This window comes from Endozoicomonas euniceicola, from assembly GCF_025562755.1.
In the GTDB taxonomy this organism is placed as follows: domain Bacteria; phylum Pseudomonadota; class Gammaproteobacteria; order Pseudomonadales; family Endozoicomonadaceae; genus Endozoicomonas_A; species Endozoicomonas_A euniceicola.
On sequence record NZ_CP103300.1, the window covers coordinates 5,719,875 to 5,740,572 of the forward strand.

Consider the following 20,698-nt stretch of genomic DNA (forward strand, 5'->3'; position numbering starts at 1 on the left):
TTTCAGTGAGTTTAATATGCGCGCTTTTAAACAAAGGAGCATATTACAACTGACAGTTAACAATATAGTTGTTGATCGATGGAGTTGCCTGTACCTAAAACAAGGTACTTGAATGTTGACGTATAAGAGAGTGAACAAGAGTATCGACAGGCAGTCATACCCGACTATTTAAGACGGGTACATTGCCCGAGGGTTATCCAGGCGGGAATAGCAGATATCGCCGTTCCTGCCATCACCAGAATTAAGAGTACTCCGACCTCTTGCAGTGACACGGAATGTCCTGCCACCCACCCCTTCCAGATATCTGGCAAGCTGTATTCCAGCCCCTTCGTCCCTATCCAGAACAACCCAAATCCCAATATCGAAGCCGCCATAATAATCAGAACGGGTTCCAGCAGTCCGATCATGATCATCTGATGGGTTCTTGCGCCCAGCATTCTCAATGTCTCAATTTCATACCTGCGCTCAGCCAGGCTGCTGCTGACACTGAAAAATACGGCGATCAGTGCCATTAACAGGGTAATGATCACAATGCCAAGCATCAGGTTGACCAGCTGGTTGCCGGTATAGCGAATAAAATCCAGCTCATGAGACGGGATAATCACCTCCACAGCCTGCGGGTTCATTTCTCTGATCAGGTTTTGCATGGGTAACAGTGCCTGTCGGTTATGTAATGTCAGCAGAATCAGGTTGATGTCCTGTCCTGTTTTCATCCCCCGTTCCTGTCGGATTGCCATTAAGGTGTCTATGGGTGCAAATGCGCTGTTGTCTATCACATTGTCGGTGGGCAACAGAATTCCCGTCACTTTAAAATGTTGCGGATATTCATCTTTAAAAGAGGGTTCTGAACCGGCGGCGATCGTCATGTATTCACCCACTTTGTAGCCGGTCTTTTCTGCCAGAGTCGCCCCAAGAACAATGCTCTCAGACTCGATAAAACCCTGGCCATGTTCAAAGAGTTCGGATTCATCGGGTGCCAGATGTTGAAACAGCTCCTGGGTTGTGCCGGTAATGGTGATACCCCGATGGCTTTCCAGCATGCTAAAGGGTATTGCAGTACGAATCTCTTCATGACTTTTCAGGGTTTCGAACAGCGATGCTGAAAAGGGCGGGGGTGGGCTTCCGATATGGAGTAATCCGAACAATGCGAGATGAGTGGGTTGGGCCGGAGCACCGACAATCAGGTCTGCCTTGTTGGTTACTCGCTCAATGGAAAGTGCCAGATTGTTTTTTAAATGCACCAGCAGTAAAACCAGACTGATACTACAGGCCAGCGCTACTAAGGCAATGGCTGCTTTGACTTTGCGACGGTTCAGGCTTTTGCGGGTGATCTGGAGAATTACCATAAAGGATTGCTCTCCGCTGATTTGTTGATATCCTTCATATTCACCTGTCTGTCGAAGTACCGGTCAGCTTCTTTGTTGTGGGTGATGCAGATCAGTGTGCTGCCATGCTCCTTTGCATACTCAATGAGCAATTTGTAAACAATTTTTTTGCTATAACTTCCCATCGCTGAGGTGGGTTCATCAGCGAGAATCAGCTTTGGGCCTCCGATAAGAGCCCGTGCCACCGCCACTCTCTGCTGTAACCCTTTGCTGAGTTGGTCGGCTTTATGGCGCAACCTCAGGGGGTCTTCAAACTTTAACCGGGCCATTAACATATAAGCTTCGTATTCAGCGGATATACTGCTCTTTAATACGTTTTCTTTCTTTTTGCGGGAGAAGCCGCAGGGAAGCAGGATATTTTCAAGCGCGGTAAGGTATGGGATTAAATAGAGGTTCTGGAAGACATAGCCAATGTAATCAGCACGGAGCTGGTCAATTTTTTTTTGGGGAATAGACAAAAAATCCTGACCTAATATTTCCAGACAGCTGGCTTTGACTGGAATCAGCCCCGACAGAGCTTTGAGCAGAGTGGTTTTACCTGCACCATTCTCACCAAATAGTACTACGGTTTCGCCTTCTTCTATCTCCAGAGAAGGAATATCCAGGCAAGTCCGCTCTTTAATCTTCACCTGAAGGTCTTTGATATCAACGGCGAGTGTCTTGTTCATTTATGCAGTCTTCCGTAACGCTTGTATCAGGGAGTCAGTTGGATTATGCCGTCAGGCAGTACAAGGTTTTTTTTGTGTTGCCAATGATCCGTGGTAACCCAGAGGTTTATGACTTTCAGACCGGGCAGGACGGTTGCCAGCCTTGGCGTTATGGTGAGAAGTTGTTCTGGCTCTTTACAGTTGAAATCAAAAAAACCTTCTATGGCACTGGTATCATTCGAGTCCGGCTGACTGGTAATAAACAGTCGGTGGTTAACTGGCGAGCACCGGGCTTTTACCGGAGTTTCCCAAAGAGAGGTGGACTGGCGCAGCTGTTGTGTCAGGGACTTATAATCAGTTTGTGCGGTGAGATGAGCCACTGACAATATCGGTATGCTGATGAACAGGGTCAGGTTTTCCTTTTTGAGAGAGACATCAACAATAATCTGTGCAGGTTCTACCGCACGGTGAAGCACTATTTCAGACTGAACGTTTGCGGCAGCAACTATCAATAAGACAGCGCTCAGCATTGTTGAAACACAGCGTTTCATATCATTATTCCCCGCTCTGCAGATAGCTTCTGCCCGAATCGATCAGGGCGGTTTTTTTCAGGTAGTTTGCGCCAATCAGAAGCTGTTGTGGGAAGTTGCTGCGATTGATCAGCGACACCTCCAGATAACGGCTGGTGGGCCCTATGCTGACGGTATTTTTAACCACTGCCCGTTCAGAGGGTTTCCCGGAATGGGTGATGACTCGTGCGATCCGACTGACTGGCTGGTGCATGGACACCGTTTCGCCCGTCGGCTTATGATAGAAGTCATAGTAGACCCAGCGCCGCCCTTTGCGGTTGATGTACATTTTTATATTGCGGGCATCAAGCGCTGTCGTCGTAGCGCCGCTGTCAATCAGCGCTGCGACCTTCATTTTCTGAATATTGACCAGTGTGGCTATTTCGTAAGTGCCGAACACGACCATTTTTTCTGGACATGAGCAGGATGCCATAGCCCGCAAAGACAGGGCTTCCATCAGGCAGAACATAAAAAACAGCAGGGTTATAAAGGGGGCTTGTCTGTTCACAGGTAATTATCCGACAGTGCCTGTTAATCCTTATCGGGTATCACCCTCGAAATTTAACGTCTTCATCTTTGAATGTGGTAATAACAACAATGATCGATATCCACAATTTGTTGAGGCTGGTGCCAGCCTGGCTGAACCTGAATATTACGAACTGGATCTGATACGTAAAGCGGTAGCATTACGTCCGGCCTGGCCTTATGGCTGGATGTTTCTGGTCGAAGCCAAAGCGCGTCACAGGCAGATTGATGAAGAGTTTAATCGTTCGCTGGTGCAGGCCATTACCCTTGGCCCCTGGGAGCGGGAAGTAATGGAAAGAGCGGCACGACTTGGTCATTATTATCAGGGGGAGGTTAATGCCGGAAGCAGAGGTTATGTTAGAGATCAATTCAGCAAGGTTGAGTAAGGCTTATCCTCGTTTGGCTGAAAGGATTGCGAGGGAGGCTCTGTAGAAAAGTAGAATGGATTTCTTGAGAAGTGATTGCTTACGCTGTAAGGCTTGAAAATATTGGTCGGAGCGAGAGGATTTGAACCTCCGACCCCCACAACCCCATTGTGGTGCGCTACCAGGCTGCGCTACGCTCCGAACCTTTGCCAGACGGCATGAGTAATTGCCGTCAGCGGTCTGTATATTACCTTTCCAGCGGTTAATTGCAAGCCTTATGGCAGTTATTTGCCTTGGCGCAGTAATCACGTAGGATAGCCGAACTCATGAACTGTAACTAAGGATGCATTATGCGAACATTGCTGAACCGATTGGGGAACCAGCTGCTGCCGTTTTCAATGGCCCTGACTATAGCGTTTATGGCTAATGGTGTGACGGCCAGTCCAGAAGTACCCTCTGAGAACAAAAATAAAGAGGATATTGTGCAGGTTCAGATGGAAACCAGTAAAGGTAATATCGTTCTCCAGCTGGATGAGAAGCGTGCGCCGGTGACGGTCAAAAACTTTCTGCGCTATGTGGACGAAGGTTTCTATGACAACCTGATTTTCCACCGGGTCATCAATGGTTTTATGATTCAGGGCGGTGGCATGGACAAAAACATGACCCAGAAGCCGACCAAAGCCCCTATATATAACGAATCATCCAATGGGCTTGCCAACAGGCGCGGCACCATTGCTATGGCCCGAACCTCTGCACCCCACAGCGCGACCTCGCAGTTTTTTATCAATCTGGAAGATAACAACAGTTTGAACTATCGGACAGGGCAGCCCGGCTATGCGGTTTTTGGTCATGTAGTTAAAGGCATGGATGTGGTGGATGCCATTGCCAAAGTAAGAACCGGACGTAAAGCGGGACATAGTGATGTACCCGTTGAGCCAGTTTTTATTATCAAAGCCGATCGGGTTCAGGCAGCCGATAAGAATGAGCCCCCGGTAAAATAAAATGCCGGGCATGAGAAATAAACGGTGAAGGAATTATTTAAACAACGGTTAAACCGTCTGGCTCAGCTCAACCATCGTGAGCTGATAGTGCTCAGTGGTGAACAGGACTGGTGCCTGCATAGCGTACACGAATGGCTGCCTTACCTGTCGGAAGAGCAGGGGCTATGGTTGAGCCCCTGGTTAGGCCTCTGGTTGGGCAAAGGTGCGCCAGAAACCATACCTGCCATTCAGGCTGCTAAAGCGTCACAATGGTTAGGCCGTGAACGGCAATTTGTGGTGTTTAACGCCTGGTCCGGGTTTGATGTTGATGCTTTTGGTGCTATCAGTGGTGTGGTTAAAGGCGGCGGTGTGATGTTTCTGCTGATTCCGGAGCTGGCCCAGTGGAGCCAGCTGGAAGATCCGGAGCATCGTCGTATAACCGTCTATCCGGAAACTAAGAACCGGGTAACAGGAAGGTATATCCAGCGTTTGGCAAAGTTGCTGACTGAATCTGAACATTGCAGTCTGATTCAGCAGAATAAAGAACCGGCCTGGTCGGCATTACCTAACCTCAACGTAGAGTCAGAAGCGTCGGATGGGCATGGTTATTGTCAAACACTGGAGCAGGCTCAGGCGGTGGAGGCCATCAAAAAGGTGGCAACAGGTCATCGCCGTCGTCCATTGGTGCTAACGGCCGACCGCGGACGAGGTAAAAGCGCAGCCCTGGGAATTGCCGCCGCACAGCTTCTGACTCATGGATTAAAGCGGATTGTGGTAACAGGGCCATCATTGGCATCGACTGAACAGGTGTTTCAGCACGCTGGGGAATGCCTTGAGAATACCTGCCTTTCCAGAGGTACGTTTTCCGGGGGAAGGGTCCAGTGGCAGGATAAGTCGATTCAGTTTATGGCACCTGACGAAATTGTCGGTAACCCGGTTGACTGTGACCTGATGCTGGTGGATGAAGCAGCGGCATTGCCTGTGCCTTTGCTGGAGTCTCTACTCAGACAGCAGTCGCGCATCGTCTTTTCTTCCACTATTCACGGTTATGAAGGCACCGGACGTGGTTTTGCCATACGTTTTCGCAAAAAGCTGGATACCATAGCACCAAAATGGCGAGCTTTGTCTATCAGGCAGGCGATTCGCTGGGCAGACCATGACCCGCTGGAACAGCTGGTTTTTTCGAGCCTGTTGCTGGATGCCAGACCTGCGGAAGACCATCAGGTTGAAGGTGCCACCGCTGAACAGTGTGAATGGGTTTGTTTTGACCGTGACCAGTTAGTGCAGAATGAGTCGATGGTGGCTCAGGTGTTTGGGCTGCTGGCGCTGGCTCATTACCGGACCCGACCGTTTGACTTACGACATTTTTTAGATGGCCCGAATATAGAAGTTTATGGTCTTCTCTATCAGGGTCATCTGGTCGGGACGGTTCTGGCGGCAAGAGAAGGAGCGATTGATACGTCTATGCAGGAATCGATCTGGCTGGGGCAACGACGGGTACGGGGTCACCTGATTCCTCAGTCATTGAGTAACCATGCCGGGATTCCCGAGGCGATCAGACAAAAAGGGTTACGGGTCTTGAGGATTGCTGTTCATCCGGCTATCCACAGAAAGGGGCTGGGAGCCGAAATGCTGAACTGCCTGGCACAATCTGCCCATGATAAAGGGTTTGATTATCTGGGAACCAGCTTTGGCGCTACTTCCGGCCTGTTGAATTTCTGGCAGAACAGTGGGTATCAGCCGGTGCGAACCGGTTTGCAGAGAGAGGCTGCCAGTGGTTGTTATTCGTTGATGATGTTGCAGTCGCTGTCAGAAGCAGGCAATGAACTGCAGGTGGAAGCCCGTTCCCGTTTTTTCGATAACTTTCTGCTACAGCTGCCCGAAAGCCTTAAAGTAATGGAGGCTGAGCTGGTCAGACAGTTATTCCGTGGTGCCAGTGACTTCAGTTCTGCTGACCTGTCTGAGCGGGACTGGCAGGATATCGCCTCTTTCAGCCGTGGGCAGCGTCTGTTTGAAAGCTGTTTGCCTGCAATTCGAAAATTACTGTTAAAAAGTTTGGTTTGTGCTGATAGCGACTTTAATAACGGTGAACAGGCTTTGCGGGTATTAATTATGAAAGTGTTGCAGCAGCAGAGCTGGAGCAATCTGGCGCAATACGAAGGACTGGCCGGTAAAAAGCAGGTTCTGGTTCATCTCCGGAGCTGTGTTGGGCAACTGGAAACCGCTTTGAAACACTAACGTCAGCCACCGTTCTTTTTATCACTAACGGGTCGTTTACTGGTGACTGAAGAACTACTACTGTCGTATGTTTGATGAATGCGATAGTTAATGGCACAGACATCATTGGGCAGGGATTTAAGAATGGCGTTTACGCCGCCAGCGTTACGGGTCCAGATAAAGTCTTTCTGTTCTCTGATGATTGTCCATTCCGGGTTTTTTTCTATAAAGGTCGCGCAGCTGTTTTTAAAGGTGGTATTGACGACACTGTACGCCAGACAGTTGCGACCGAACTTTATAAAGGTGGTGTTTTTCCAGACACTGTCCCGGTCATTGCCCCAGGTCGCCATGACATTAAAACTGCGGTCATTAAAATAGCCCGTAGACGCCACAGCATTACCAACCCTTGCCATATCGCTGAACTCGGTTTCAATGGCTGCATCGCAGCGGTCGAAACCTGCTTTATGGGCAAGGTCCAGCAAATCAGAGGCTATGACAGTCAGGGAGAGGGGGGAAAGCAGCAAGCCGATTAAACCTGTCCTTGGCATCGGTGTGTCCTTTGTGGTTTTGATCAGCGTATCAAGTCAATTAGAAAGCTTCAATGAAGCGTATCGAAAATTCCTGTTGTCGCCGTGGCAGCAATCATCATATAGTTCGTCCACAAGATCAGATTCATACATCAGGAGTTATTCAATGAGTCGTTTTACCGTATTTGGGCGTCCGGGTTGTGGTTTTTGTGTTCGTGCCAAACAGCTGCTGGAAGATCGACAACTGCCTTTTCGCTATGTTGATATTCATGCTGAAGGGATCAGCAAGGCTGATCTGGAAAAAACCGTAGGCAAGCCAGTTGAAACCGTGCCGCAGATTTTTCATGGGCAGAAGTATATTGGTGGCTGTACTGACCTGGAAGCCTACCTGAGGGATGAACTGGCTGACGCCTGAAGGGTAGCTTAGAAAATATCGTTATTGGCTATTGGCTATTGGCTATTGGCTATTGGTTGATGACTGTATGAACAGCTAACAGCTAACAGCTAACAGCTAACAGCCAGAAGCCAAGAGCTAAAAGCCTCAAATGTAGCGATAGATACGCGATACAGGATTGTCACTGATCCGCACCAGCCGTGCGTCGCTGCGTTGTAAACGTTCCTGTCGTGTCATCGGGTCAAATGGTTTGATTGGCTTGAATTCCGGCAGGGGTTGCCCTTTTTCCAGCTGCACAAAAACCGGAAGTGGCGTATTGATCTGTCCGGGATACTGTTTTTTCGCATCCGGATTCATCCGGCGCTCTGCCTCAATCGTATCTGACCATTTCAGGTTTGCCCGCAGGTGAGGTGCCAGCAGTCGTTTAATCACCACGATTTCCGATCCGGGCAACTGTTCCAGTAATGTGATATCGCGTTCAATGGCAGCGGATGCCATATATTTCTTACGCAGATGCTCAATGGCTTCTACCGATGTTAATCGAACGGTGCCACTGTGGTTAGCAGCCCAGCTGAAACGGATTCGCCTGGGTGGCTGCTGAAACAGTTTCAGTTGCCGGTAACTCTGCACAAAGTGAATATGCTGAATTTGCAGCCCTCCCAGCACTCCGTCTCTCAGCTGGTCAGATGTCTCCTCAATGGCTGCAATATCATCACCGTAAAGCTGGCGATATTCCCCCATCGCTGTCTTGAACTGGTCTTTTGCCTGATTTAACTGTTGCCCGAGGGCAAGAGAACTGGCCGAAATACCAATGATGCCGGGAAGTCGGGCTGTTTCCTGTTTATTCTGTTCCGAGCTGTAGGTCAGGCGACTGGTGATACTGGCTGCCAGTGTCCGGTCATCCCGTTTTTGTTCATAGAGTGTTTGCTCATTCAGGGCATCAGCGTCGTCTTCCTGCATGACCCAGGCGGGAAGCTCGTGATCATTCAGAACCGCTTCCCGGAACTGGCGATTGGAATCAACCAGTTCAATCAGGGTATCCCTGACGGCCATTCTGGCCGCCGTTTTTCTGCTCATGGTGCCAGCCTTTCAATAACCCAGCCTTTGTCGTTTGTTCGGGCATATTGGAAACGGTCATGCAGACGATTTGGTCGCCCCTGCCAGAACTCAATGGTTTGTGGCACCACCCGATAGCCGCCCCAGAAGTCTGGCAGGGGGACTTTGCCTTCTTTGAACTTACGCTTCATTTCATCCAGTTTCAGTTCCAGTAGTTTGCGACCCGTAATGACTGAACTCTGATGGGAAACCCAGGCACCCAGCTGACTGCCATGGGGCCGGCTGGTGAAATACTTCAGGGATTCTGCCTTGGATATTTTTTCGGCTGTACCCTTAATAACCACCTGACGCTCAAGAGTAACCCAGGGGAACATCAGGGCAACGTGAGGGTTTTCGGAAATCTCCCGGGATTTGTTGCTGGAATAATTGGTAAAGAAAACAAATCCCGACTGATCAAAGTATTTCAACAGGACGGTTCGCAGGCTGGGAACACCGTCTGCTGTGGCGGTGGCAATACTCATGGCGTTGGGTTCCGGCAGCTGTGCTTCCTGTGCCTGCTGAAACCACAGGCTGAACTGTTCCACCGGATCGCTGTTCAGGTCTTCTTTGTCAAGGCCCGACTGAGTGTAATTCTCGCGAAGGTTGCTGATATCCATGTTAGTACTTCTGTGAGGATTTGTGTCTTCGTTGTGTGGAATTGTACAACAGCTGCCGGATGCAATAAACGATGGACTGATACCGGCAGGCTTTTTCTTCTTGTCATGATTTCTGGATAGTTGACTATAGTAACTGTCGGTTTTCCAGACTATAAAAAGGGCGTATTTCATGAGTCAGCTTAAACTCGTCCGTAACTTTTTATGTTTAGTATTGTTGTGGCTGCCCACACTCTTTACCCGGGCAGCAGGCAGTGAATGCTCATCGTCATCATTTGATCAGTTCTGGCCGTCAGTGACGGAAGTGTATGAGGCCGAGATACATGTGGGGCATAAAATAGACAGTAATAATTTTGTTTTCATACCAAGCAACGCATTGGCAAAACAAAGGAAAGAGCAGTCCCTTAATCACTTTGAAAATTTTCTGGTCGAATTCCCAGTCTTTTGTAAACTAAAGGCAATGAAAGATACCTCCTTAAATCGCCAACTGTTTGCGATGCTGATACACGAATTGGGTAGCCTGGAATATGCCCTCAGGACAAACAAAATATCGGATGAGTATCTTGTTAAAATGGCGTTTTTGAATCCCCACTTCACCGCTCACCTCATTGGTCATATGCGCCAGCAGTCGGATTCATTGTTAACAATGGAGGTGACGGACGAGTACTTGCCGTATTTTCATTGGATAGAAATAGCACTAGCGTATAAGCCGCAGTCAGAGTCCAGGTACTATAAGGCTTTTGGCGATCTGCTGAAATTAATCAATGGTGGTACGGATAAAAAAGAACTGGAAACATTCATCAATTCTATTAGTGAAAATCCTCAGGAATGGATTTCTTCTCAAAGCATGAATATAGGGTTCGGTGTTCTTTTGGGCTGGGTGACGCTTTTTATATTCTTGTCCATATAGCTCTTTAGTGACGTGGCAGAGAAAAATACCCCATCCTCATCTCCGGTGCAGGCGGGGATCCACTGCTGTGGTAGATTCTCGCCTGTGCGGGAATGACGGAGGTGCTGTTATGTTATTTCCCCTCAGTGGTAATCACTGGCAATTCTGTAAAGGCAGAAATCTTTCTGTTTCTGCCTTCTACGCAAAGAGGGTATCAATAAACCTACCTTTCCCAATAACTCTCTTCCAGTGAATCTTCACGTTCCGGCAAAGCCCGTGACAGACGTGGAGAACTCTGTGCCAGCACTTCATAGCTGACCCGGTTGGCATATTTGCAAACCTGGGAGAACGACGAATACGTCAGCCATGACCGCTCATGTTTTCCTGAGGTCGGCAGGACTTCACGATGAAAATGGTTAGCGGCAATATCATGAATCACCGCCGACAAAGCGCCGTCACCGGCACCGTTGGTGTTTCTGATTCTTTCCGGCCCCCCCATATAGGGACTGATATGGGAGTAGACTTTCATCGGTTCATCACAATCGGCACGACGCAAAGGCCGGCTGAATTCGAAGCGGTTGAAGTCACTGATCCCGGCAGAGCGAATAGGGTTGTCAGTTTCCCGCGCCAGAGCCATTTCGGTATAGCCGCACAGATAAAGCCCTTCTGGTCCGGCAGTCAGTAACGTCATATCAGCAAGGTCCAGAACGGCTTCGCAGGCCAGTAACGGGTCGGCTGCTCCGGTCAGCGCCTGTGCTTCTTCCTCATTCATGGCCACCAGGGTGACATGATCACGGATAAATTGCTTTAAAGGTTCACGGATATTTTCAACCAGCATACTGGTACCCAGGGTGAGCGCCACAGGAATGCCATGGTCGCTGGCAACTTTCGCAGCTTTCAGGGTGGCATGATAAATCGGCAGGCTGTCGTCGCCCAGGGTATAGGCACACAGAACCAGAGCTGAACTGCCGGTAATCACCTGTTCCGGAATAAACGTATGACTCAGGTCGTTCATTGAGCCGGGGCTGATGGCAAAGGTGCGCTCTCCATCTGGCGTAATCAGTGTGTAGCAGCGTCCGATAGCGCCTTCTACCGGTTGCAGATAGGCCATATCGACTTTGCTGCTGGTATTGCACAGATACCCGTAGGCATAGTCACCAACCCGGATATTCTGGCTCATGACCCCAAACTGAACGGAGCGGTCGTCGGCCAGAATGGAGTAGTTATGCAGAGTGTTGCCAATGGTTCCACCCGCATACTGGCTATCAATGGTGCCGGACTGTTGCAGGAAGCTGTACAGGCGGTTGGCAGTGTCATTATCAACCCATTGTGAAGCCGCTTTGGTCAGACCAAAGTCAGCCAGAACTGAGTCGTCTACATGAGCATAGATGTCGACCATGTTCTGGTCGATGCCACAGACGTAGGTATTAACATGCCCGAAGGTGGTGCTTTCACGGTCAAAGCGGTTGTCAGCGTTGACGGGAAAGTAGTGCTTGATTTTACGGCGGCCGGGAAACTTCATAGCAGCGGGATAAAACAACTGTAAAGGAGAGGGCGCGGATTATTCATTAAAAGTTGTATAAATTCCAGCCGTTCTTACCGAAGCAGAGTAATTTTGTGAAATTTCTTCTGTCCGATGGTCGACAGTATACTGCTAATAATCGGTTTCAGCCTCCTTATGACTGTTGGCCTGGAGGCATTTAATTTGTGGTGTGTTAGTGGTTGGGCAGGGCCTGCCGAATGAGTAGTTCAAGTTGGTCGAATCGAGTGTTAAGCCCTTTAATCTCTTCCTTAATTCCACGAATGTCAGCACCCTGCTGGTCTAAACGTTCACGATTCTCCGCAAATCCAGCTGCGGTTGCACTGGCTATGCCTGCGACAACGACTTGCAGCTCAGTGAGGTTTTTATCGAGTCTTTCGCTGGTGATTTCCTGTCGTGCGCTGTGCAGGAACAGTTTTTTTATGTCGTTCTGTGAGTTTTTTACGCTGATCTCTATGCGGTTAATTGCGTCCCAGAGGTTATCATTATTTTGATCGTGGTTCATACGAGCGCTTCTGATTATTTTGTGTGCGTCGAGCATAGCAGACAATAGGCGATGGCACAGAGAAACATAACTTCAATTGATGGGGAGCAACAATAATGGATACTTTACCTTTACTGATTCCCGGCGCTGAGCCTCCGGCTGGAACACTGAATGTATACAACCCATTTGACCTGTCTGAGATTGGCAGGCTGGCAACAGGCGACAGTCGCCATGTAGAGCAGGCTCTGACCACAGCCTGTGGCCTGTTTCGTAACCGGGACAGCTGGTTGCCCCTGGATCAGCGTATAGACATTTTCAGTCGTCTGTTACATCGCCTTTCCGGGCAGCAGGAAGACCTGGCGCGGCAGGCGGCTGCGGAAGGTGGTAAACCGCTGGTGGACTCACGAATTGAAATCAGCCGCGCCATGGATGGCATCAAACTGTGCATCGACTGTATGCGTAACGACAGTGGTTCAATGCCTGTCGTAAACAGTACAGGAGCTACCCGTCACCATCTGGCATTCACCACAAAAGAACCAGTTGGCGTGGTGGTGGCTGTCAGTGCTTTTAATCATCCTTTCAATCTGATTGTTCATCAGGTCGGGCCTGCTTTGGCAGCGGGCTGCCCGGTTATTGTCAAGCCCGCTGATGATACACCGCTGTCCTGCTGGCATCTGGCAAAACTGTTCCATGAGTCGGGCTTACCGCCCGAGTGGTTGCAGGTATTGATACCTGAAAGCCTTGCGGTGGCAGAGCACCTGGTGACAGCCAGACGGGTAGGCTTCTTTTCTTTTATTGGCAGTGCCAGAGTGGGTTGGTCACTGCGTTCCAAACTGGCGGCAGGCACCCGCTGTGCTCTGGAGCATGGCGGAGCTGCACCGGTGATCGTTGCGGCCGATGCGGATGTTGATCTGGCGGTGCGTGCTCTTGCTAAAGGTGGGTTTTATCATGCCGGGCAGGTCTGTGTTTCCAGTCAACGGGTGTATGTGCATCAATCCATTAGTCAGGCTTTTTTGCGGGGGCTGAAAAAGGCGGCCGATGATCTGACCGTTGGGGACCCTTTGCTGGATAACACCGATGTTGGGCCATTGATTCGACCGGCAGAAGTTGACCGGGTGGAAGCCTGGGTGAACGAAGCCCGCGCAGGCGGTGGAACCATTGTTTGTGGGGGGCGGCGGGTTGGGCGGACCGGTTATGCGCCCACTATTATTCATAACCCACCTGTGGATGCCAGAGTGAGTGAGCAGGAGATATTTGGCCCCGTGGTATGCGTCTACGATTACGAGACGCTGGATTATGCCATTGAACAGGCTAACCGTTTGCCATTTGCCTTTCAGGCGGCGGTGTTTTCTGAGCATCAGCCAACGATTCTGCGTGCTTATAAACGACTCGATGCTTCGGCCATCATGGTGAATCAGCATACCGCTTTCCGTAGCGATGGTATGCCGTTTGCCGGCTTGAAGCAGTCGGGCCTGGGAGTGGGGGGCATCTTTCATACCTTCAGTGAAATGCAGGTGAATAAAATGATGGTCGTTCACAGCCCGGAACTGTAAAACCCGTGTAAACCTCTGTTATCCCTGCCTGTGTTCATACGTATGAGCTGACAGAATATATTCTGAACGTTTCATTATTCCAGTTCATCGGCTAGCTTATTCTGGCAGCTATGCCTGTGCTGATATTTCGTTATTACTTCCAGTTCAGTTACAGGCATAATCAGAACAGGCTTCATAACCTTTTGATCAGGTATGGAAAAAATTTATGACAAGAAAGTACGCGTCTCTGGTATCCACGCTCACCGCTGGAACGTTGGCAGCCGTGCTGACAGGTGGATGCACAGTGACTACTGAACGAGATACAACGGAAGTGACGACATTTAAAGTGGAATCATCAAAAGCAGCGAGCGCTCAATTAGCCACAGTGGTGAAAAGTCCGGTAGATAACCGGGATTATCGCTATGTCGTTATGGAAAACGGGCTTAAGGCTCTTCTGATATCGAACCCTGACACCGACAAATCGGCTGCTGCTGTCGATGTTAATGTCGGCAGCTTTCAGGATCCGGATAACCGGCTGGGGCTGGCGCATTTTCTTGAACACATGTTGTTCATGGGGAATGAGAAATACCCGGAAGTGGATGGCTATTTTGAATTTATCCGTGCCAATGGCGGCAGTGCCAACGCTTACACCGCCGACGTTCGTACCAATTATTACTTTGATATCAACAATGAACAGTTAAGGCCTGCTCTGGATCAGCTGGCTCAGTTCTTTGTGGCTCCGACCCTGGACCCGGCTTATGTGGATCGGGAACGTAACGCCGTTGATTCGGAGTATCGTCTGCATGCCAAGGAAGATGGCTGGCGTCTGTTTATGGCACAGAGTGCCACTTCGAACCCGGAACACCCAAAAAGCCGCTTTACCATTGGTGATCTGGATACCCTGAATAATGACGATGGTAAATCCCTGTGGCAGGATTTGAAAGCCTTTCACGATACCTACTATGTCGCTCCCAGTATGGGGGTAGTGGTTTACGGTCGTGAAACCACCGACCAGCTTGAAGCCTGGCTGAAAGAGTCCTTCGCTGATGTACCTGATGGCGGCGGAGTCAAGCCGGACACTCACATAGGTGTACCGCCTTATGCGGCTGACCAGTTAGGGGTTCGCATCAATATCGTCCCCCTGAAAGAAACCAGGGCGTTGTCACTGAGTTTTCCAATGGAAAGTCTGCATCCGTACTACCACAAAAAGCCTATGGGTTTCCTCGCCCGCATTGTTGGCTATGAGGGTGAGGGCAGTCTGCACAGTCTGTTGAAAGAGCAGGGGCTGATTGACTCTCTTGCTGCTTACCCCAATGATGTGCCGGGTGAGTATGGCAGCTTTAATGTTCGTATGGAACTGACACCGCAAGGGCTTAAACAGGTGGATGAGATTACGGCAATCGTATTTGATTACCTGGCGTTAATTCGTAAGGAAGGCATTCAGAAATGGCTGTATGATGAAACCCGTCAGATTGCAGAACTGGGCTTTCGCTATCAGGAAGCGCGCAGTCCACAGCAGACAGCCACGACTCTGGCGTCACGTATGCACTATCTGCCAGCTTCTGACCTGTTAAATTCAACCTACCTTTACGACGAGTTTGACCCGAAACTGATTGAGCGCCTGATGGCAGAAATGACGCCGGACAATGTTCGGCAGACAGTGATCGCCCAGGGGCTGCCGACGAGTCAGGTTGAACCTTATTTCGACACCCAGTACAGGATCAGGCCGTTGTCGGATGAGCTGCTTAAACGCCTGAGCAAACCACAGGTTCATAAAGGTCTGACCATTCCGGCTCCGAACCAGTTTATTGCTACTGACCTGACATTGCGTACCAGTGATAAAGCTGACAAGCCCACACAGATTATCAGTGAGCAAGGGCTGGATGTCTGGAGCATGACCGACAGCAGTTTTCAGGTGCCTAGAGCTTCGGTACGTTTGAAAATTTCTACGCCAAAGGCTTCAGAAACCACAAAGGATCTGGTGCTGCTGCCGCTGTATCGTACCCTGCTGTCCCGCAGCCTGAATGAATACGGTTATCCTGCCAAGGAAGCGGGTCTGAACTATGGGCTGAGTACCAGTCGTGAAGGCTTAACGGTTGCTCTGTCAGGTTATCAGGACAAGCAGGCGTACCTGTTGGAAATGATTCTGAAGGGTATGGATCAGTTCAGCCCGGATCAGGCGGAATTTGAGCAGGAACGCAATCGACTGGTACGCAACCTCAGAAACAAATCATTTGCAGCGCCTTACCGTCAGGGTATGGATCGGGTAAGTCAGTTACTGTATCCAAATTATCGCAGCGATGAAGACGTGCTGGCGGCGGCTGAAGCGGTGTCGTTTGCTGACTTGAAACAGTATGCCACTGACTTCTACAAGGCTGTGCATATCAGTATGCTGATTTATGGTAATCACTCCCGCGGTGAGGCTATGAAGCTGGGTGAGCTGGTGGAGTCTTATGTTCTGAACGGCAGTAACCGCAGTAAGCGTTACGACCAGCCGTTTAATGTCCTGAAAGATGCACGTCTGCGTGAAGCGTTGGACCTTGATCATAATGATGCTCTGTATATTAATTACATACAGTTTGATACCACGGAAAATCGTGAGCGGGCAAAATACTCATTGCTGGGACGCCTGCTGGCAACGCCGTTCTTTAATCAACTGCGGACAGAGCAACAGCTGGGGTACATTGTTAATGCGTCTGCCCGTCCGGTAGAGCGTCATCCCGGAATGGTGTTTATCGTACAGTCTCCTGTGCTGGGACCAAAAGGTATTGAGCAGCGAGTGGACGAGTTTCTAACGGGGCAGGTTCAGCGTCTGGGTAAACTGACTGATGCGGAACTGGATGAGTATCGTCAGGGACTGATTGGCGACCTGACCAAACGCGACACCAACCCGGATGAACGCGCTGGTCGATTCTGGCAAAGCCTCGATGGTCATGAAGCGGACTTCAATTATCTGCTGGACATCGCTGACGCGGTGAAAACCATTAAGGTGGCGGATATCCAACAGGCGATGGCTGAGCTGCTGAAACAACAGGGGCAGATTGTGATTACTTCAAAGGGCAAGCAGAAAGACAGCTGATATTGTTTTTTGTCTGATCACCAGGCTGGAACTTACCAGCCTGGCTCCCTTTAGGTTATGGAAACTATTCCTTGTTGGAAAATTGTCGGGTATTGAGATGCCTATAAATGACAGGGCTTTCCTGTGGTTGTGGATCTTCAGTACTTGTTCCGTTAGGGCTGTTTTCTTCTGGCTGAGGTCTTTCTGTAATTGCTTCGGTTATTTCTTCTTCAGAAGAGGTAGTCTGGCTCATAGGGTTGGCTATTTGAGCAATGAATCTCCAAATGGTAGTCACACCATTCATTAAAGACGTCATGAGTCTCATTGCGGGATTAGTCCGGTGTGTAATTTCGCCTAATGACGGATTAGTGACGTATAAGTAAATAGGTCGCTGCCAGCCAAGTATTATAGTGTTATCGGTATTCAGTCCTGAGTTAGGGGTTATTATACTTCGAAGACCTTTGACGGTGAGCACTGCATCAGCTTTTTCTTCAGGGCGGATAAGGTTATACAGCATGAAGTAAATTGTCAGGTGTCTGCGATTATCTGAGGGAAAAAAGTCAAAGGGTCTCAGAGTGAAATGGTTTCCTGCAGTGCGGAGATTCGATCGCAGTGTTTCCATTCTGCTCATCATTTGGTTGAAGGATTCTTCTGTATTCTGAAAGGTATGTGCAATAATAAAACGTTGCCTTGCGTAATTTTCAGTTTCTGGCGTTAGAAATTCACCACCACTTCTCATTAGCTCCTGCCTTTGTGTTGAAGAAAGAGCTTCATTAGCCGGCAGGATATAGTTTAGGCCGATTACCGGGCTTCTTTGTGTGTTACGACCATTTGCTCTTGTTACTGAGAAATAGGAAATAGGGACCCTGGGAATCTCCTGAGAAAAGGCATCCACTGCATGGTTAACAATGCCGGCCAAAGGAGAGCTGATTGGCTCTGCCCTATTGGAATCGGCTGTGCTTTGAAGTGATGTAGTTAATGCAAGGCTGATTATATAGCTACCATTATGCATTATTCCGCCGGGTCTGGGATGCCAGCTGGTGAAGGCTCCACTATTAACCTGCTGGTCAGCAATTTCGGCAGCTCTGGTCATTATCTCAGAAACATTGATGTTTGAGTGATCGTTTATTGTTATGTTGATGTAAAGGCTATGGCTATCATCCTCAAAAATCTGGTTTGAGATGTGCCTAAATCTAGGATGGCTTAATGTCTGATAAATACAGTTCAAGTGTTGGATTATGTGATTGAAACTATCAGGACTCGTTCCTCGAAGATTATAAACCGCTTGTTCTTGCAACTCGGCTATATTGTTGGAATTGATTTCCTCTATTGTAAAGTCTGAACTCGCATTTACATCATTGACGGGGAGTCTGAGGGGGCTGTCCGAATCGATGGTACTAAGTTCTATGAAAAAGCTGATATCGGATTTAGTAACCTTGTAATAAACAGCGTGAGTGCTGTTAGAAACTATACAGAATAAAATAAAACAGAGTGCTGTAAAGGTTTTTTTTTTTAAATACTTTATATTGTGCGTCATAACTGCTCCAAAAGAGTGTAGAAATAACTGAAAGTATTTTTGAGTGATATTTCAGAATGGGTATGTAAGTTTTACTCTTCTTTTTACAGGTTGAAAGTCTTTGGAAAGTAATTATGCAAAAAGTTCACTATAAAAATATCAAAGAATTATTTGTACACATTTTTTAACTTTAAAAATACCAGATTAAAGTAGATGAATTTTCGCTAAAAGGCAAAGAGAGTGTCTGCATTCAGCATGAATTAAATCTTACGACTTTGGATTCCTACTTTAAGATATTACGATGAGTGGTTTGAAATAGCATTGCCTGTCTCATATAGTGAGTGGATAGTGATAAGACAGTTCGGTTTACCTCAGCAGGGGGGGAGAGTCAATGAGCGAGAAGGTTGAGTTTCAGGAGCTTGATACCGTCAGTGGTCACAGGATTGGGGTCGTTACGCTAAATGCCCCAAAAAGCCTGAATGCGCTTGATCAGGAGATGATTAATGAACTGCATCGCCAACTGTTGAGCTGGCATAACGATGAGGGCATTGTCTGTGTCTTTCTACAGGGAACAGGAGACCGGGCTTTCTGTGCCGGTGGTGATGTCAGGGCGGCTCGTGAGTCTGCCCTGATAAATAACAAGGCCTCTGTTCAGGCTTTTTTTGAACAGGAATACCGGCTTGACCACCTGATTCATGTTTATAACAAACCCGTTATCTGCTGGGGGCATGGCTTTGTGATGGGGGGCGGGGTTGGCCTGATGGCTGGCGCGGATTTCCGGGTGGTGACGGATACTACCGTGATGGCTATGCCGGAAATCACGGTTGGCCTGTATCCGGATGTCGGGGGTTCCTGGCTGCTGGGGCGTATGCCAGCAAAAACAGGCCTGTTTGTCGCCCTGACCGCCTGCCAGTTAAATCCGGCAGATGCCGTGTATCTCGGTCTGGGTAACCGTTTTGTTGATCACGCATTTCGTCATAATGTACTGGCCTCCCTGCAGCAGGCTGACTGGCAGCAGGATGCGTATCAGGTCACTTATAACGTGGTTCAGGAATACGCTGACCAGAGTGCCGGCTGGTTGCCATACTCCAAGATTCGCGAGCACCGGGATCTGATCAAGAAAATGATGGGAAAGCCATCGCTGCCTGGCATAATGGCTGCGCTTGAAGCTCTGGAAACCAGTGATGAATGGCTGAGTAAAGCCCGGAAGACAGCCTTAAATGGCTCTCCTTTGTCCATTACCCTGACTTATGAGCAGCTTCAGCGTACACGTCACTTTTCTCTTAAAGAAGCTTTCCAGAGTGAACTCACCCTTTCTGTTAATACCGTTCTTCGGGGCGACTTCTGTGAAGGTGTCCGGGCATTGCTGGTGGATAAGGACAGGCAACCGAACTGGCAGTACGCCACATTGGCTGACATTTCCGGGGAAACGGTTGACTCTTTCTTTGTTCCCGACTGGGAGACTCATCCTTTAGCGGATTTGTAGTTAGCTAAGCGCTAAAAACCATGTATGCAACTCTATCGTCATCCCCGCGAAGGCGGGGATCCACTACCGTGGTACTCTCTCCTTTACGAGAGCCGCCTTCGCGGGAATGACGGAGGAGCTGGTATGTTATTGAATGCCACTTCCCTAACAGGTCAGTGCTTCTGAACCACTTCAATAATCTTTTCTGCCACCTGGTGTTCACAGCCAAAGTCGTTCCAGTCCATAGTGATCAGAGGCGTGTTCATGGACGCACAGATTTGTGGCAGGATAGCCTCGTGGTAGTTATGAATATCCCGGATATACTCAAAAGGCGTGCCATTTTCTGCCTTACGGGCACGGTATTGCAGACGCTCATGGGCTTTATCCGGCGTTGTGTGCAGGTAGACCACCGCACTGATGCGTGGGTACTCTTTCAGCCGCTTCTGAATTTCACAGTAATGCAGCATAAACTCAGTGTCTGGTTGATCCATGCTGAGGAAGTTAGCCTGGGTAAAGATCAGGTCCGAGTACAGGGAACGCTCAATCAGATAGTTGCGATGGCCGGGCAGGCTTTCAACAATTTCCGCACGGCGCTGGGTTATGTACGACTGAAATCGGATACGACTGCCCGAGTCTTTCGGATTGCTGGTGAATTCACCCAGAAGTCGGGCAAATTCCGGGTCATCAGCCGGCTCCTGAATAGGGTCCCAGTCCAGCGCTTCAGCCAGTTTCGGTAGCAGGGTGGATTTACCGGCTGCGATATTGGCTTCTACTGCAACAAAGTGATTGGTCTGTGTCATCCGGGAACCTGGTTTAGTTGTCATATAATCAGGACGCGAACGATAGGAAATTGTCGACAGTGGTTCAATAAGTATTCAGACCAGTCATTAAGCCTT

At 49.1% G+C, this 20,698-nt stretch carries 19 protein-coding genes and 1 tRNA gene; 8 read left to right on the plus strand and 12 right to left on the minus strand.

All coding sequences use genetic code 11. The annotated features are described in order from the left end of the window. Positions 1-164 precede the first annotated feature (164 nt). From NX720_RS23330 to NX720_RS23345, 4 genes are read right to left on the minus strand one after another with little or no spacing between them, the layout of a single operon-like run. A complete protein-coding gene (locus NX720_RS23330) occupies positions 165-1,346 on the minus strand; it encodes an ABC transporter permease (protein WP_262597892.1) in 1,182 nt (393 codons plus the stop codon). Then, positions 1,340-2,053, minus strand: a complete 714-nt coding sequence (locus NX720_RS23335; RefSeq protein ID WP_262597894.1) for an ATP-binding cassette domain-containing protein — start codon at positions 2,051-2,053, stop codon at positions 1,340-1,342. The genes NX720_RS23330 and NX720_RS23335 overlap by 7 nt, the downstream gene beginning before the upstream one ends. A gap of 26 nt (positions 2,054-2,079) precedes the next feature. After that, positions 2,080-2,583, minus strand: coding sequence for a ZrgA family zinc uptake protein (locus NX720_RS23340; protein WP_262597896.1), 504 nt, complete (start codon positions 2,581-2,583; stop codon positions 2,080-2,082). A 4-nt stretch (positions 2,584-2,587) separates the two neighbouring features. Continuing rightward, positions 2,588-3,109 carry an ATP-dependent zinc protease family protein gene (locus NX720_RS23345; RefSeq protein ID WP_262597897.1) on the minus strand — a complete coding sequence of 174 codons (522 nt, stop codon included), beginning with the start codon at positions 3,107-3,109 and terminating at the stop codon, positions 2,588-2,590. Between the two features lie 16 nt (positions 3,110-3,125). Between NX720_RS23345 and NX720_RS23350 the strand changes: the two genes are divergently transcribed. After that, positions 3,126-3,512 carry a hypothetical protein gene (locus tag NX720_RS23350; RefSeq protein ID WP_262597898.1) on the plus strand — a complete coding sequence of 129 codons (387 nt, stop codon included), beginning with the start codon at positions 3,126-3,128 and terminating at the stop codon, positions 3,510-3,512. A 103-nt stretch (positions 3,513-3,615) separates the two neighbouring features. Here NX720_RS23350 and NX720_RS23355 read toward each other — a convergent pair. Then, positions 3,616-3,692: transfer RNA gene (locus NX720_RS23355), tRNA-Pro, on the minus strand. Between the two features lie 149 nt (positions 3,693-3,841). Between NX720_RS23355 and NX720_RS23360 the strand changes: the two genes are divergently transcribed. Both NX720_RS23360 and NX720_RS23365 read left to right on the plus strand, forming a co-directional pair. After that, positions 3,842-4,492, plus strand: a complete 651-nt coding sequence (locus NX720_RS23360) for a peptidylprolyl isomerase (protein WP_404831027.1) — start codon at positions 3,842-3,844, stop codon at positions 4,490-4,492. Between the two features lie 24 nt (positions 4,493-4,516). Beyond that, positions 4,517-6,709, plus strand: coding sequence for a tRNA(Met) cytidine acetyltransferase TmcA (locus tag NX720_RS23365; RefSeq protein ID WP_262597899.1), 2,193 nt, complete (start codon positions 4,517-4,519; stop codon positions 6,707-6,709). Between the two features lie 2 nt (positions 6,710-6,711). Here the strand turns inward: NX720_RS23365 and NX720_RS23370 are convergent, their stop codons facing one another. After that, a complete protein-coding gene (locus NX720_RS23370; RefSeq protein ID WP_262597901.1) occupies positions 6,712-7,236 on the minus strand; it encodes a hypothetical protein in 525 nt (174 codons plus the stop codon). A 145-nt stretch (positions 7,237-7,381) separates the two neighbouring features. Between NX720_RS23370 and NX720_RS23375 the strand changes: the two genes are divergently transcribed. Continuing rightward, positions 7,382-7,630, plus strand: a complete 249-nt coding sequence (locus NX720_RS23375) for a GrxA family glutaredoxin (RefSeq protein WP_262597903.1) — start codon at positions 7,382-7,384, stop codon at positions 7,628-7,630. A gap of 126 nt (positions 7,631-7,756) precedes the next feature. On the opposite strand, the gene NX720_RS23380 is transcribed toward NX720_RS23375, so the two are convergent. Both NX720_RS23380 and pdxH read right to left on the minus strand, forming a co-directional pair. Next, the gene (locus tag NX720_RS23380; RefSeq protein ID WP_262597904.1) at positions 7,757-8,686 is read right to left on the minus strand and encodes a DNA replication terminus site-binding protein; all 930 of its coding nucleotides are present in this window, start codon (positions 8,684-8,686) and stop codon (positions 7,757-7,759) included. Beyond that, on the minus strand, positions 8,683-9,492 hold the full coding sequence (gene pdxH / locus NX720_RS23385; RefSeq protein ID WP_262597906.1) for a pyridoxamine 5'-phosphate oxidase: 810 nt from the start codon (positions 9,490-9,492) through the stop codon (positions 8,683-8,685). Before pdxH ends, NX720_RS23380 begins: the two co-directional genes overlap by 4 nt. Between pdxH and NX720_RS23390 the strand changes: the two genes are divergently transcribed. Next, the gene (locus NX720_RS23390; protein WP_262597907.1) at positions 9,491-10,228 is read left to right on the plus strand and encodes a hypothetical protein; all 738 of its coding nucleotides are present in this window, start codon (positions 9,491-9,493) and stop codon (positions 10,226-10,228) included. The two genes, pdxH and NX720_RS23390, sit on opposite strands and share 2 nt — an antisense overlap. A 202-nt stretch (positions 10,229-10,430) precedes the next feature. Here the strand turns inward: NX720_RS23390 and NX720_RS23395 are convergent, their stop codons facing one another. Together NX720_RS23395 and NX720_RS23400 are read right to left on the minus strand one after the other, a co-directional pair. Beyond that, positions 10,431-11,729, minus strand: coding sequence for an inosine/guanosine kinase (locus tag NX720_RS23395; protein ID WP_262597908.1), 1,299 nt, complete (start codon positions 11,727-11,729; stop codon positions 10,431-10,433). Positions 11,730-11,922: 193 nt separating this feature from the next. After that, entirely contained in the window at positions 11,923-12,252 is a 330-nt protein-coding gene (locus NX720_RS23400) for a hypothetical protein (protein ID WP_262597909.1), read from the minus strand. 95 nt (positions 12,253-12,347) lie between these two features. On the opposite strand from NX720_RS23400, the gene NX720_RS23405 reads away from it, so the two are divergent. Together NX720_RS23405 and NX720_RS23410 are read left to right on the plus strand one after the other, a co-directional pair. Then, positions 12,348-13,784, plus strand: coding sequence for an aldehyde dehydrogenase family protein (locus NX720_RS23405; RefSeq protein ID WP_262597910.1), 1,437 nt, complete (start codon positions 12,348-12,350; stop codon positions 13,782-13,784). Positions 13,785-14,067: 283 nt separating this feature from the next. Further along, positions 14,068-16,842, plus strand: a complete 2,775-nt coding sequence (locus NX720_RS23410) for an insulinase family protein (protein ID WP_262597911.1) — start codon at positions 14,068-14,070, stop codon at positions 16,840-16,842. Positions 16,843-16,906: 64 nt separating this feature from the next. Here NX720_RS23410 and NX720_RS23415 read toward each other — a convergent pair whose 3' ends face one another. Beyond that, positions 16,907-18,358, minus strand: coding sequence for a hypothetical protein (locus tag NX720_RS23415; protein ID WP_262597912.1), 1,452 nt, complete (start codon positions 18,356-18,358; stop codon positions 16,907-16,909). Positions 18,359-18,728: 370 nt separating this feature from the next. Between NX720_RS23415 and NX720_RS23420 the strand changes: the two genes are divergently transcribed. Further along, positions 18,729-19,823: an enoyl-CoA hydratase/isomerase family protein gene (locus NX720_RS23420; RefSeq protein ID WP_262597914.1), complete on the plus strand. Its 1,095-nt coding sequence runs from the start codon at positions 18,729-18,731 to the stop codon at positions 19,821-19,823. Between the two features lie 152 nt (positions 19,824-19,975). Here the strand turns inward: NX720_RS23420 and NX720_RS23425 are convergent, their stop codons facing one another. Further along, positions 19,976-20,602, minus strand: coding sequence for a deoxynucleoside kinase (locus NX720_RS23425; protein ID WP_262597915.1), 627 nt, complete (start codon positions 20,600-20,602; stop codon positions 19,976-19,978). Positions 20,603-20,698: the final 96 nt, after the last annotated feature.